The sequence below is a fragment of the Halalkalibacter alkaliphilus genome, assembly GCF_023555415.1.
GTDB lineage: Bacteria > Bacillota > Bacilli > Bacillales > Bacillaceae_D > Halalkalibacter > Halalkalibacter alkaliphilus.
On the sequence record NZ_JAKRYL010000009.1, the window covers coordinates 74,961 to 89,349 of the forward strand.

Annotated in this window: 11 protein-coding genes; 7 read left to right on the forward strand and 4 right to left on the reverse strand. The window is 37.1% G+C overall.

Features of this window, described 5'->3' with window-relative positions:
* Positions 1–201 precede the first annotated feature (201 nt).
* On the reverse strand, positions 202–1,269 hold the full coding sequence (locus MF646_RS10375; protein WP_250096427.1) for a sulfite oxidase: 1,068 nt from the start codon (positions 1,267–1,269) through the stop codon (positions 202–204).
* Positions 1,270–1,518: 249 nt separating this feature from the next.
* Here MF646_RS10375 and rlmN point away from each other — a divergent pair, with 249 nt between their 5' ends.
* Together rlmN and MF646_RS10385 are read left to right on the forward strand one after the other, a co-directional pair.
* Positions 1,519–2,580, forward strand: coding sequence for a dual-specificity RNA methyltransferase RlmN (rlmN, locus tag MF646_RS10380; protein ID WP_250096428.1), 1,062 nt, complete (start codon positions 1,519–1,521; stop codon positions 2,578–2,580).
* A gap of 502 nt (positions 2,581–3,082) precedes the next feature.
* On the forward strand, positions 3,083–4,693 hold the full coding sequence (locus tag MF646_RS10385) for a glutathione ABC transporter substrate-binding protein (RefSeq protein WP_250096429.1): 1,611 nt from the start codon (positions 3,083–3,085) through the stop codon (positions 4,691–4,693).
* A gap of 195 nt (positions 4,694–4,888) precedes the next feature.
* On the opposite strand, the gene MF646_RS10390 is transcribed toward MF646_RS10385, so the two are convergent.
* Complete coding sequence (locus MF646_RS10390; protein ID WP_250096430.1) at positions 4,889–5,158, reverse strand: hypothetical protein; 270 nt, start codon at positions 5,156–5,158, stop codon at positions 4,889–4,891.
* Positions 5,159–5,409: 251 nt separating this feature from the next.
* On the opposite strand from MF646_RS10390, the gene ppc reads away from it, so the two are divergent.
* Positions 5,410–8,163, forward strand: a complete 2,754-nt coding sequence (gene ppc, locus MF646_RS10395) for a phosphoenolpyruvate carboxylase (RefSeq protein WP_250096431.1) — start codon at positions 5,410–5,412, stop codon at positions 8,161–8,163.
* A 90-nt stretch (positions 8,164–8,253) separates the two neighbouring features.
* On the opposite strand, the gene MF646_RS10400 is transcribed toward ppc, so the two are convergent.
* A complete protein-coding gene (locus MF646_RS10400; RefSeq protein ID WP_250096432.1) occupies positions 8,254–8,967 on the reverse strand; it encodes a hypothetical protein in 714 nt (237 codons plus the stop codon).
* Positions 8,968–9,185: 218 nt separating this feature from the next.
* Positions 9,186–9,740, reverse strand: coding sequence for a YpiB family protein (locus MF646_RS10405; protein ID WP_250096433.1), 555 nt, complete (start codon positions 9,738–9,740; stop codon positions 9,186–9,188).
* 153 nt (positions 9,741–9,893) lie between these two features.
* Between MF646_RS10405 and MF646_RS10410 the strand changes: the two genes are divergently transcribed.
* From MF646_RS10410 to aguB, 4 genes are all read left to right on the forward strand, one after another.
* Positions 9,894–10,322, forward strand: a complete 429-nt coding sequence (locus MF646_RS10410; protein ID WP_250096434.1) for a GNAT family N-acetyltransferase — start codon at positions 9,894–9,896, stop codon at positions 10,320–10,322.
* Positions 10,323–10,658: 336 nt separating this feature from the next.
* Positions 10,659–12,224: a Vga family ABC-F type ribosomal protection protein gene (locus MF646_RS10415; RefSeq protein WP_250096510.1), complete on the forward strand. Its 1,566-nt coding sequence runs from the start codon at positions 10,659–10,661 to the stop codon at positions 12,222–12,224.
* 198 nt (positions 12,225–12,422) lie between these two features.
* Positions 12,423–13,454: an agmatine deiminase family protein gene (locus MF646_RS10420; protein ID WP_250096435.1), complete on the forward strand. Its 1,032-nt coding sequence runs from the start codon at positions 12,423–12,425 to the stop codon at positions 13,452–13,454.
* 19 nt (positions 13,455–13,473) lie between these two features.
* Complete coding sequence (aguB, locus tag MF646_RS10425) at positions 13,474–14,352, forward strand: N-carbamoylputrescine amidase (protein WP_250096436.1); 879 nt, start codon at positions 13,474–13,476, stop codon at positions 14,350–14,352.
* Positions 14,353–14,389 lie beyond the last annotated feature (37 nt).

Sequence of the window (14,389 nt, forward strand, 5' to 3'; positions counted from 1 at the left end):
TTATTAATAGTGGTTTCAATTAAATAAAGGTGGTGTCTCAAAAGGTCTGTTTTTGACCTTTTGAGACACCACCGAAGCAATGAGCGAAGTCGCTACATCTTTTAAAAGCCTTGAGAGGAGTGGGTTTCTCCTCTCAAGGCGCGTAGCGAACGGAGCCATTGCCACCTCTGTTCCGGACTTTTGAGACACCCCCTTCATTTGTTATTCAATTTTGACTTCAACTTTATCAATTGCGTTATATCCATAACCTTTTCTGTTCCAAAAAGGCTTAAGAGGTTGAGTCCGCCCTAATGTATCGGTTGATTTAGACATTATGGTATATTCGCCAGGGTCGTATACTGACCACTCATATGTCCAAGAAACCCAGCCATAACTTCTATATGTTGGCTCAATCTCAGCCTCTAGCCATGTGTCACCGTGGTCTGTGCTGACTTCAACCTTTGAAACTTCGCCAGCCCCGGTCCAGGCAATTCCTTTGATTACATGGGTACCAGTGTTTAGGATTTCCATATGAACCGGTTCTTGTATCGTAGAATTTACATTCATGATCGTAACCGGAAAAGAATCTGTATCGTTTTCCTTATTAGGATAGTAAACATAATCAATCGATTGATAGGGTCCCTTAAACTCGGAGCTAATTAAGCTGATTTGCTTGATCCACTTTACAGAAGCCATGCCGTACCAATTGGGGACGATCAGTCTTAACGGATACCCGTGTTTAAAAGGGATGGGTTGGCTATTATATTCATAAGCAATAATTGTATCAGGGTCCAGCGCTTTATCTAAAGGTAGGCTTCTCGAATATGAATATTCATTATTTTTATCTGTTCGTTTTCCTTTATCGTATCCTTCAATTAAAACTTCTTTTGCTTTTGGATTGATGCCGGTTGCTTCAAGTAGAGTGGTTAGGGAAACACCGGTCCAGTACCCTTGGCTTATTGCTCCCTTTTCCCATTGCTCTCCAAATACTTTTGGTTCAAATAGACTTCGTTTATTTCCGGCACATTCCAAAATGACTTTAATTGTCTTTGAAGGGAGCTTAACAATCTCCTGTAATGAAAATATCTTTGGTGTTTTGACTAAGCCATTTATAGGTAACCAATAATTTGAGTACGTTAGTTTTGGGTAGGAGAAATGGTTTCTTTTAAAAAATAAATGAGAGGGCACGATGTCTGTGTTCAGAAATGAGATTGGTGTTTCTTTATTTTCTGGTTGTAGTCCACGAGTCGAAAGCGTAGGTTCATTTAGACGATCTTGAGGATTTGACATGATTACCTCCTATCTAAAAATGATTCGTATCTATACCTATGCAAAAGGTTAAATAAATATTGTGAATATAGTCACTTTAGTTATTTATTCCTCCTTCATGCATAGGTTCAATTCATGATAAAATAACGTTTAGCACTTTTAACAAACTTTTGTAATGGGAAACATAGGAAAGGCAGAAACGTTTGCTTGCAATGTTTTCTTTCAGTAAAATAAGAATGAATGTTAAACGCAGTGAAAAGAGGGTAACGAATGAATAAAGAGTCCATCTATGGATTAACGTTTGAACAATTGTCTGCATGGTTATTAGAACATGGACACAAAAAAGGTCGTGCCTCCAAAGTGTGGGAGTGGCTATATAGAAAACGGGTGACATCCTTCGTTGATATGGTGGATGTGAATAAGGATCTTCTTACATTGTTAGAGAAGAATTATTCGATACAAACATTAACTGAGCATACAAAACAAGAATCAGCAGATGGGACAATTAAATTTCTTTTAAAGTTAAGTGATGGAAATTTAATTGAAACGGTTTTAATGCGTCATAAGTATGGGTTGTCGGTTTGTGTTACAACGCAAGTAGGCTGTAATATTGGCTGTAGTTTTTGTGCGAGTGGTTTGTTGAAGAAGGATCGTGACTTATCCAGTGGCGAGATTGTTGAACAGATTATGAAGGTTCAACTGCACCTTGATCAAGTTGGTAAAGGGGAGAGGGTCAGTCATATCGTTGTTATGGGAATTGGCGAGCCATTTGACAATTTTGAGAATATGGTCGACTTTTTGGAGATTGTAAAAGATCAAAAAGGTCTCGAAATTGGTCCAAGGCATATTACCGTATCAACAAGTGGTCTAGCTGATAAAATTTACGAGTTTGCTGATATGAAACTGCAAGTGAACTTAGCGATTTCACTGCATGCTCCAAATAATGAATTACGAACTCGGATTATGAAAATAAACCGTGCGATTCCACTTGAAAAATTAATGCCAGCCATTGATTATTATATTGAAAAGTCGAATCGTCGAATTACGATTGAATATATTTTGCTAAAAGATGTAAACGACCAAAAGGAACATGCTCTTGAGCTAGCTGAGTTAATGGGTGACCGCCGTGCGTATGTGAATTTAATTCCATATAACCCGGTTGATGAGCATAGCCAGTATCAAAGAAGCGAGGAACGTACGGTACTAGATTTTTATGATACATTAAAGAAAAAAGGAATTACATGTGGAATTCGTATTGAACATGGTACAGATATTGATGCTGCATGTGGACAATTACGGAGCAAACAGATGAAGGAACCTCAAACAAAATAATAGGGGAAGCACAATGGATATTATTTTATATCTATTGTGCTTTTTTATGTTGACAAATCCGTTTTAAAATTCTCACCTATAGTTATTATTTTAGAAACGTAAAAATCAGAAAAAATGTTTTTTGACAATATTAATAGAAATACCTTTTTGATGGATTTGTAAATTCTGATATTTTAGGATGTCTTAAGAAAAGAGCGATATTCTCGGTGTTTATGTAGATTTTTTAGAGGGGATAAAGCTAAATTTTCGAACCCTTTTAAAAAAATATAAAAAAATAAAATTTTCAGGAAATAATCTTTACAAATGTGAAATAGTATAGTAGTTTTGTACATAGCAATTTTCTTGCTTCGCAAAAGCGAAGTGAGACAGGTTTTTTTCTAATTCGAAATAAGGTGGAAATACATATATCATTTTTCTTACGTCTATATCATGGCGTAATCAGCCACCTGCTCTATTTTTATTTAGACAAAAACCTGAAAATTCAATTATCAGGGAGGGTAACATGTTTAAAAGAAAATCATTAAAAGCAGGAATTTTTTCATTGGCATTTGGTTTCATGCTCGTAGGTTGTGCGAGTGAACCAAGTTCAGGAGATGATGTTGAACAAGAAGTGGAACCTGGTGAAGAGAATGTAGCAATAGAAGGTGGAGAAGAAGGTGGCGACCTTGTTGTCGGCGTTCTTTCAGATGCGACTATTTTGGATCCGCATTCATCAAGTGATGTTCCATCAGGAAATGTTCAGTCAAATATTTACGAAACATTAGTGAAGTATGATACAAACATGGAGTTAGAGCCACGCCTGGCAACAAGCTGGGAGCCGATCGAGGATAAAGTTTGGGAATTTAAACTGCAAGAAGAAGTATATTTCCATGATGGTTCTGAATTTAATGCAGAAGTAGTAAAGGCTAACATTGAGCGTATCTTAGACCCGGAAGTGGCTTCACCTCGGGCCATTTTATTTGAAATTGTTGAAGAAGTGATTGTCGTTGATGATCATACTGTTCAATTTGTTACAGAAGAGCCGTTCGCTCCACTACCTGCTCATTTAGCGCATTATGCTTCAAGTATTGTAAGTAAAGAAGCAATTGAAGCAGATTATGCAGCTGTTGAAGAAGGAGAGCAGCACGGTTCCTATATTAATGAAAACCCAATTGGAACAGGATTTTTCGAATTTGATAGCTGGAATCCTGGTGAGCAAGTTGTCTTAAATAGGTTCGAAGACTACTGGGGTGAAAATGCAAAGGTAGATACCGTAACGTTTAGAATTATTCCAGAAGATTTAACTCGTATTGCTGAGCTTGAAACGGGTGCTGCGCATATTATCGATCCTGTTACACCTAGTGATTTAACACGTGTAGAAAACACAGCGAATGCGTATATCCGTAACGCTGCAAGTATTACGTATCTTGGCTTCAACATGGAAAAAGAGCCATTTACAGATGCAAATGTAAGAAAAGCAATTGCCAAAGCTCTTAACAGAGAAGCGATGCTAGAAGGTATTTTAGATGGTACTGGAGAAGCTGCTGTGGGGCCAGTTAATAATACAAACTTTGGTTACAGTGAGAACGTGGAAGGTATTGAGCGTGATCTAGAGGCGGCTAGAGAACTTCTTGCTGAAGCTGGATATGAAGATGGTTTTGAAACAACAATTTGGACAAACGATAGCCGTGAGCGTATCGACATTGCTGAGCAAACGCAAGCTGAACTAGCTCAGATTGGTATCGATGTTAACATTGAAGTGGTCGAGTGGGGTGCATACCTTGAGGCAACAGCGGCTGGGGAACATGACATGTTTATTTTAGGTCTTTCTCTTGGTACAGGTGATGCTGATTACCCAATGCACATGTTATTTCATTCAAACAACGTAGGGGACGGTAACCGTGTACGTATGGCAGATGATGTATTTGATCAAATGCTTTATGATGCACGTATTGAGCAAGATGAAGCAACTCGTTTAGCTCTTTATGAAGATGCAACGAACTACTTAAACGAAGAAGTACCGATGGCATTCCTTTACCATCCATCTCATATTATGGGCTACGCTGATGGAGTGGAAGGATTCTGGGCCGATGCTTCTGGTGTGTATCAATTACAAAATGTAACGATTCAATAGAAAAGAAGTCAGTTGAGGGCACTGAAAAAGGTGAATTTTCCTTTTTTCAGTGCCCTCTTTAAAAGCCTTGAGAGGAGTGGGTTTCTCCTCTTAAGGCGCGTAGCGAACGGAGCCGTTGCCACATCTGTTCTTGAATTTTGAGACAGCCCTAAAAGCCACTAAAAAAGGTAAAAACTAACCTTTTTTTATCGTTTTTTATTCATAAGAACGGTCAGAAACCTCTTTGAATGACTGCTTGTATTGCTCAAACTGTTCTCTAACTAATTGAACGGCATCTTGATTATCGAAATCTGCAGCTTGAGAAAGAGCGTGCTCGGCTTTTTCAATTGAATTTTTTGCGTTTTCGACTGTTTGTTTTTCAGGGTGTGATAATGCATCATTGATTGCTTGGTGTGCATGTTCAACAGATTGTTCAGCTTGGAATATTTGGTTTTGTCTTTGTAGACTGGACACATTGTTTTTCATTATTACCTTCCTCCTTCTGTTTAGTAATGTGCGATTCAGTCACTTTTTATATACGAATTTGTAATTTGAAAAGTTATAGTAAAACACTAAATAATCAGAAAAGATTGGCTATTTTCTAGGTTTTCTGATAAAATATTATACAATGCACTTAGGGACGGAAATTGACCTTGAGGGACGAAGTGTGTCCCTGTTGGGTTGTGATATAATAAAGGATAGCAGTGCAACTTAGATTTAAATAGGGGGATTAGTAAATGATCAATGTAACAGACAATAACTCTCTTTTACGCAATGATGTCAAAAAATTAGGTAATATTTTAGGAGAGATTCTCGTACATCATGGTGGTATCTCGCTATTTAACAAAGTAGAAACAATTCGAGAGATGACCAAGAACTTAAGAAAAGATTACAATGAACAAGACTATAAAAAATTAAAAAAAGAGATTAGTACATTAAAGCCACCTGTACGTCAACAGGTCATTCGTGCATTCTCTATTTACTTCCATTTAATTAATATCGCTGAGCAAAATCATCGTATTCGTCGCAGTCGCGAGTATCAGCTGCAAGATGATGGAGTCATCCAACCTGTATCTCTAGAAAGTGCGATGGTTTCTATTAAAGAAAATGACTTCTCTAATGAAGTAATTCAAAAAGTGTTAGATGATCTGTCAATTGAATTAATTATTACAGCACACCCAACAGAAGCGACAAAGCGTACAGTTCTTGAAATACAAAAAAGAATTTCAAAGCTCCTTCAAGAATTCGACAATCCTTTGTTAACAAAGAAAGAAAGAACAACTCTTGAAGAAAGTTTATTTAATGAAGTAACAGCCTTATGGCAAACGGATGAATTGCGACAACGTAAACCGACCGTTTTAGACGAAGTGAAAAATGGTCTTTATTATTTTAACGAAACGTTATTTGATACACTGCCTGATATTCATCAGGATCTAGAGGCTCAGTTAGACCAACACTTCCCAGATCATAAGTGGAAAGTCCCGAACTTTCTTCACTTCGGCTCTTGGATAGGGGGAGACCGTGATGGAAACCCAAATGTAACTCCAGAGGTGACATGGGAAACATTGAAATTACAACGTCAAGTTGCTCTTAAAAAGTATGAAGAATCAATTATTGACCTTATGAAGCGCTTTAGTCAAACAACAACTAGAGTTGATTTATGTGAAGCATTAATTGATTCAGTTGAAAGAGACGAGCAGGCTTATATGGAAACAGGAGAAGCATGGCCAATTAAGTCTGAAATTTATCGACGTAAGTTTGCTGTAATGTTAAAGCGCCTTCGTCAAGTTGGTGAATCAGAAGTTGGATATCAAAATGCGGAAGAGTTTTTAAGTGATTTGATTTTAGTTAGGGATAGCGCTGAGCAGCATCAACCATCGAACCATAAGTTAAAAACGATTAGAAAGCTCATTCGTCAAGCAGAGCTGTTTGGTTTCCATTTAGCAACACTTGATATTAGAAATCATAGTGGTGAGCACGAAGCAGCTGTGTCTGAAATTTTAAAAGTAGTTGGAATTGCTGAAGATTATGCATCTCTTCCAGAAGAGGAGAAGGTAGCTATTCTTGAGCAAGTTCTTAGTGAACCAAGACCTCTATTATTACTAGAAGAAGATTATTCGAAAGAAACACAAGAAACATTTAAAGTATTTAAGATGATTAAACAAGCTCATAAAGAATTTGGAAGACGTTCAATTGAAGTGTATCTTGTCAGTATGACACAGTCACCAAGTGACTTATTAGAAGTTCTTGTTCTTGCGAAAGAAGCTGGCATTTATCGCCTCCATGCAGATGGGAAAGTAGAGAGTCATTTGCATGTAGCACCGCTTCTTGAAACAATTGATGATTTAGTTGCTGGTCCAAAAATTATGAAGACGCTGTTTGAGATGGATGTATATCGCAACCACATTAAAGAGCGAGGAAACCATCAAGAAATTATGCTAGGATATTCCGATGGAAGCAAAGATGGTGGAACATTAACAGCGAACTGGAAATTATTCAAAGCTCAGCAAGAGATTCATAATATGGCAAAAGAGTTTGATATTCGCTTGAAATTCTTCCATGGTCGTGGAGGGTCATTAGGACGCGGAGGTGGCCCATTAAACCGCAGCATTCTTTCACAGCCATCAGAAACATTAGGAGATGGTGTGAAAATTACGGAGCAAGGTGAAGTATTATCATCACGCTATTTGCTGGAGGATATCGCTTATCGTAACCTGGAACAAGCAGCATCTGCTTTGTTAGAAGGTTCTGCTAAAGCGCATAAGAATCCAGTACAGGGACATTTCCGTGATAAAAAGTGGGAAGAAGCGATGGAGGAAATGTCACAAGTTTCCTTAAAGAAATATCAATCGCTCGTTTTCCAAGATAAAGATTTCTTAAAATATTTTACTCAAGCTACACCTTTAAATGAATTAGGAGCCTTAAATATTGGGTCGCGTCCAATGAAACGTAAAGGTAGTGAGCGTTTTGAGGATTTACGTGCCATTCCTTGGGTATTTGCTTGGACACAATCAAGGCAAATGATTCCAGCTTGGTATGCTGCAGGTACAGGATTACAATCATTCGTTGGACAAAGTGCAGAAAATCTAGCATTGCTCCAAGAAATGTATAAAAAATGGCCGTTCTTCCAAGCGACGATTAATAATTTACAAATGGCATTAATGAAAGCAGATTTAACAACAGCTAAAGAATATATTCATCTTGTTCAGGACAAGGAGATCGGGGAAAGAATCTTCAATAATATATCTGAAGAATATAAACTAACAAAAGACGTTCTCTTGCAAATTACTGGTAATGAAGAACTTCTTGATCATACACCAAATATTCAAGAGTCCGTTTATAGACGTAATCCTTACGTTGATCCACTCAACTTCCTACAAGTTGATTTAATTCAAAAAATGCGCGAATCAGATGAGAATTCTGAGGAGTTACTTACAGAAGTGCTGCTAACGATCAGTGGAGTCGCTGCTGGGTTAGTGAATACAGGTTGATTAAAAACATCCGCTGCAAAATGTGTTGCAGCGGATGTTTTTCTTATCCTACATTTCTTATTTTAATAGACTAACTGTCAAAATACTCTTTTACCACTCAAAAAAGAACTTGAGCGCAAACGTAATGAGTGTATAGGATATTACCCCGAAAGCGAAGGTAGGGAAGTGGGCATGTTGTTCGTTTGGTAGCTCATTTTTTAAAACGTTTAAAATCATAGCACCTGAAATAAAAGCAAAAATCATAGCCTGTGTGAAGGAAGAAAGGGTTACAAATACTCCGATAATCCAACCTATGATAATGCCTGATGCAATGACAAACCTGCCTACAAGGTTATATTGTTTTGGATTCTCACGCCAAAGATCGTGGGCAACAGCTATGAAATGGAGACCAATCGCAATCCCGTAAAAAACCGATTGTATCCCTGTGACATTTGACGCCATAACGATATATACGATTAACATATTATAAATAGTAAAAAAGATAATTTGAAGCCAAAGAGTAGAACGATTTCTCTGACTTTGCACGGCTTGTTTGAACGTTTTTTGTATACCGTAAAATATAAGCAAGCCAAATAGCCCAACAAAATAAAGCTCTGATTCCATTGTTAGATTATCGGTATATACTTCCACAGTTTGCTGTTGTTCCCTATGCATGGATGGGAGTATATAGACAAAGACATAAGAAACAGCTAGCCCACCTGAAAACGAAAGCCATTTTCTACGGCGAATTTGATTGGCCGGAATAAAATTGTTGGAAAAAAGGTGAATGATAATAAATAGAATTCCTAATAAATAAGCAGACATAATGACACTCCTTATTTATCAGTACCCACAGTTTTGTAAAGGAAAACGTATCGTACTGACTAACAATCGAGTGGGAAATAACAGTAAGGGGTTTTCAGGTGTGAAAAGGAGAATATATTGAGGTGGAAAAAAGAAAAAAACAACAAGAAGAGGCTGCTTAAGACAACCTCTTACATGGAACGTTTCACGTGAAACATTAACCTTAAAATTGCGACAATTTATGATTCCTGCATACTTTTAAGTTCTTGTAATCTCTCAACTAGCTTATTAAAAAGAGGTTTATCATTTTGGTCAAGCGCTTCATCAATTTGCATTCTAATTTTTTCAATTTCTTGGTCGAGAAGAGCCTTCTCAATAATGAAGTTTGTTTCCTTTTCATATTCCTTAAATTGCTTATATTGAACAAATGAATTTGTTTGTGACTCGACTAGGTTGAGGTAGCGGTGATTTGATTGTTTCCCATAAAAATGAAGCTTTACATATACTTTTTCTGCAGGATTGCTCATAAGGTCACCGAGGGCTTTTGATACATCTTCTGATTTGCGCTTATTGTAATAATAAACAAAACCAGACTTATCTGAATGCATACTTGATATAACAAAGGTTCTTCCTTTTGATGGGACCGTTTCGACAAAGGAAAGGTTCTCAAGGATATGATGGTTTTTCAATATATGTTCAAGCAACATCCTTACATCTTTATGCTTAAGCTGGTGCTGTTCTAAAAACCATTTTAAAAAACTACTTTTTTCTGATGCGGATACCCAGTTTCTCATAAACACCACCCTGAAATTCTACTTTCTTCAAGCATAACATGATATACATATATTTCAATTCAGATGTGTTCGTTCAAACTAAATAGTCTGATAACAATTTAATAACTTATGAATATAATAGGATACCAGTTTGATAAAGGGGGGGAGTGGCGGGTGTTCATTCGAAGGGCTACTGCCGAAGAGCTGAGGTTTATTCAAAGTTATGCGCCAATCGTCCAGCAAGAAGCTACGTTAGGCTATATGGATGGGAACAATGTAATGAATGAAGAGATGCACTATCATTATAAAGCAGAATACTTCACATTATTGGATAGACATCGAATTTGCGGGTGGATTCTGTTAGGAGAAGCAAAGACACCAGTTAATTCCGAGACGATGGGAATGGTCTTAGAGTTATATGTGTTACAACCTTATCGAAAAAAAGGGTTTGGTCATATGCTAATGAATTATGCTCTCCATTATTTTAAGCAAAAACAATTAAAGAAAGTACAGCTGAACGTTTTTGCTGGGAATCATGCAAAAAAGCTTTATGAACAAATGGGTTTTAAAGATGTTTCCACGCTTATGGAAAGGCCATTATAATAGTTTCATGTGAAACAATAGGTTAGCCCATTGACAAATCCTTACAGGACAATTATAGTTTGAGTAACAAATTGATGGAAGGGTGACCCAACTACAATGAAGTACTAATCCTATTTACGAAAGCAATCAATTGAAGGTGTTTTTTGCAGAATATTTCTGCTTTCTTTAACATGCCTTCAATGGGAGTTTTCAGGATAGGATTGGATTTCTATAGTTGAGCCCAAGAGGAGTAGTCTCCTTCTTTTTGGTATTCACCTATATTTATGCCTCCTATTCTGACTGTAGATAGGGGGCATTTTCATGTCCCCAAAACATAATGAAGATGGGGATGATTGTATGCTTTTATTAGAAGCTCAAAAAATAAAGCAATATATAAAAGAACGACTCCTACTTAATATAGACCATATCCAAATTCATAAAAATGATCGTATTGGTTTAGTAGGAAAAAACGGAAGTGGGAAAACAACTTTATTGCATATATTAGCAGGAAAGAAAGCGCCAGAAAAAGGGCTGGTTATTACTCATACTCAAAGTGAACTGCTGCCACAGCTTAAAAGGACAGACACAACAAAAAGCGGTGGAGAAGTAACACAAGAGTACATTAATGAAGCAATTATAAAAGATCCTGAACTATTGTTTGCGGATGAACCAACGACAAACTTAGATACAGAACATATTGAGTGGTTAGAAAAGAAGTTATCTATGTGGAAGGGAGCCTTTGTTATCGTTTCACATGACAGAGCCTTTCTTGATGCTCTTTGTACAAAGATATGGGAAATTGAGGAGGGAAAGATTAAAGAGTATAAAGGAAACTACCAAGACTATGCAAAACAAAAACGTTTAGAAATAAGGCAAGAACAACAAGCCTATGAAATATATGAAAAAAAGAAAAAACAGTTAGAAGAAGCATTGAAACAAAAGGAGAAAAAAGCAGACAGAGCAACGAAAACACCCAAAAAAGTTAGCAAATCAGAAGCGAGAATTACAGGAGCAAAGCCATACTTTGCCAAAAAGCAAAAGAAGTTGCAACAGGCGGCTAAAGCAATTGAAACGAGATTAGAGAAGCTTGAAAAGGTAGATAAAGTTAGAGAGAACCCGCCACTTAAAATGAATCTTCCAAATGAAGAAACATTTCAAGGTCGAATTATTCTTCGCGTACAGGAGGTATCTTCAAGAATTGGTGAAAGGGTTCTTTGGAATAACACAAGCTTTCAAGTTCGTGGTGGTGATAAACTGGCGATTATCGGACCGAATGGAAGCGGAAAAACGACATTAATTAAAAAAATCATCGATCAGGCGAATGGTATTACGATCTCTCCAGCTATGAAATTGGGTTATTTCAGTCAAAACCTTACGATAATAGATATGAAGAAATCAATATTAGAAAATGTTCGCTCCACTTCAAAGCATGATGAAACATTCATTCGAACGATCTTAGCAAGGTTACATTTTTTTCGGGATGATGTATATAAAATTGGAGAAATTTTGAGTGGAGGGGAGAGAGTAAAAGTCGCATTAGCGAAGTTGTTTTTGAGTGATATTAATACGTTAGTTTTAGATGAGCCAACGAATTTTCTTGATATGGAGGCTGTTGAAGCATTAGAGTCCCTTTTAAAAGAGTATGAAGGAAGCGTGATCTTTGTCTCGCATGACCGGCGTTTTATTGAACAGGTTGCCACACGAATATTGGAAATACGAAATAAAGAAATTCGATTGTTTGAGGGAACGTATCATCAATACAAACAGCCTAAAATAGAAGAAAAACGAAACTCAGAGGAAGACAAACGTCTATTGATTGAAACGAGAATATCGGAAGTGTTGGGTCGATTAAGTATGGAACCATCTGGTCAGCTAGAGAAAGAGTTTCAGGAGCTATTAGAAGAGAAAAGGAGATTGAATTGAAAAGTGCAGTTTGAGTTGAATTTTGAGGGACTATAGGAAGTTGTTTTTTTATTTTAGTCCCTTGGAATTCTCGTTAGTTAGCAGCTGCTGAAAAAAGACTTTTTTTCATCCCTTACAATTTGAGTACGAAGTGATTTTGTTATATGATTTGAAAATACGATGCTTCAAAAAATAACTGTAAAAAGAGTGATGGAACCAATGTATCCAAAAGAATTAAATTATAAAATGCCTGCAGAGTGGACAACTCATCAGCGTACATTCATTTCTTGGCCTGTTCAAGATTCGATGGTCTATCCTGATGATTATGAACATGTTTGGAATGGCTACGCTGAACTTGTACATGCAATTGCTGAGTTCGAGCCTGTATCAATTGTCACAAATCGAGACGATATAGAAAAGTTGAAGGCAATTTTTGTAGATGAGAGAGTGGGATTTTTACCAATTGAGCATAATGATGCATGGTTACGAGATAACGGACCTACGTTTGTCAAAAATGCTGACGGGGACATAGCAGGGATTAATTGGATCTTTAATGCGTGGGGAGAAAAGTACTCTCCGTGGAAATTAGATAATGATGTGGCACCGAAAATCTTAGAGCATTTTAATATTAAAAAATTTGATGCTCAAATAGTGATGGAAGGTGGGTCATTTCATGTGGATGGGGAAGGAACGGTACTGACAACAGAAGAGTGCCTATTGAACCCAAACCGTAATCCTGATTTATCAAAGGAACAAGTGGAACAATACTTAAAAGATTATTTAAATATTGAAAAGGTTATTTGGTTGAATAGAGGTTTAAGTGGAGATGAAACAGATGGTCACGTTGACAATGTGGCTTGTTTTGCAGAACCAGGTAAGGTAATTATGCAAGTGTGTCATGATCCGAGTGACGATAATTATCAAATCACACAAGAAAACCTTGAGATCTTGCGCAAAGCAACAGATGCAAAAGGACGAAAGTTTGAGGTCATTGAGATTGAGCAACCACCAGCATCACATTTTGAAGAGAGCCGACTAACGCTTAGCTATCTTAATTTTTATTTTGTAAATGACGGAATTATTTTACCAGTGTTTGGTAATGCAGCAAAAGAAACCGATCAAAAAGCAATTGATGTCTTGCAACGAACATTCCCTGACCGTAGAATCCGGACAATTGATGGAATGGCTATCATTAAAGAAGGCGGAAATGTTCATTGTACAACACAGCAAATGCCTGCTGAAGGAAAATAGAAGGAAGAGGTGAGTTGGTTTGAGAAAAGTGAAAGTAGCAGCTACACAAATGAGCTGTTCTAATAATATAGAAGAAAATATAAAGAAAGCTGATAAGTTAGTAAGGGAAGCAGCAAGTCAAGGTGCACAAATCATTCAAATTCAAGAATTGTTTGAAACACCTTACTTCTGTCAAAAGGAAAAATCTGATTATTATATTTATGCAACAGAAGTAGAAAAAAACAAAGCCATTACTCATTTTAAAAAGGTTGCTAAGGAGCTTGAAGTTGTACTTCCGATTAGCTTTTATGAAAAGAAAAATAATGCTCGTTACAACTCGTTAGCTGTCATTGATGCTGATGGGGAAGTACTAGGTGTTTATCGCAAAAGTCATATTCCAGATGGACCAGGTTATGAAGAAAAATTTTATTTTAACCCTGGCGACACAGGGTTTAAAGTTTGGGACACACGCTATGCGAAAATTGGAATAGGAGTTTGTTGGGATCAGTGGTATCCTGAAGCAGCAAGATGTATGGCGCTAATGGGAGCAGAAATTTTATTTTACCCGACAGCCATTGGTTCAGAGCCGCATGATGATACAATTGACTCCAAGGACCATTGGCAAACAGTTATGCTAGGGCATGCTGCATCGAATTTAGTGCCAGTTGTAGCCTCGAACCGAGTAGGAGTAGAAGAGGATGAAGATTTCAAAATTACGTTCTATGGCTCTTCTTTTATTGCAGGACCTCAAGGAAACAAAGTAGAAGAAGCGGACCGAACAGAAGAAACGGTCCTTGTAGCAGAATTTGATCTTGATGCATTAGACATTCAACGCATCGAGTGGGGCATTTTCCGTGATCGTAGACCTGATTTATATAAAATTATTACTTCCTACGATGGTGAGTTAATTATTAAATAGCATAGATAGGATCTGAACCTTTTTCATGTTAGGGGTC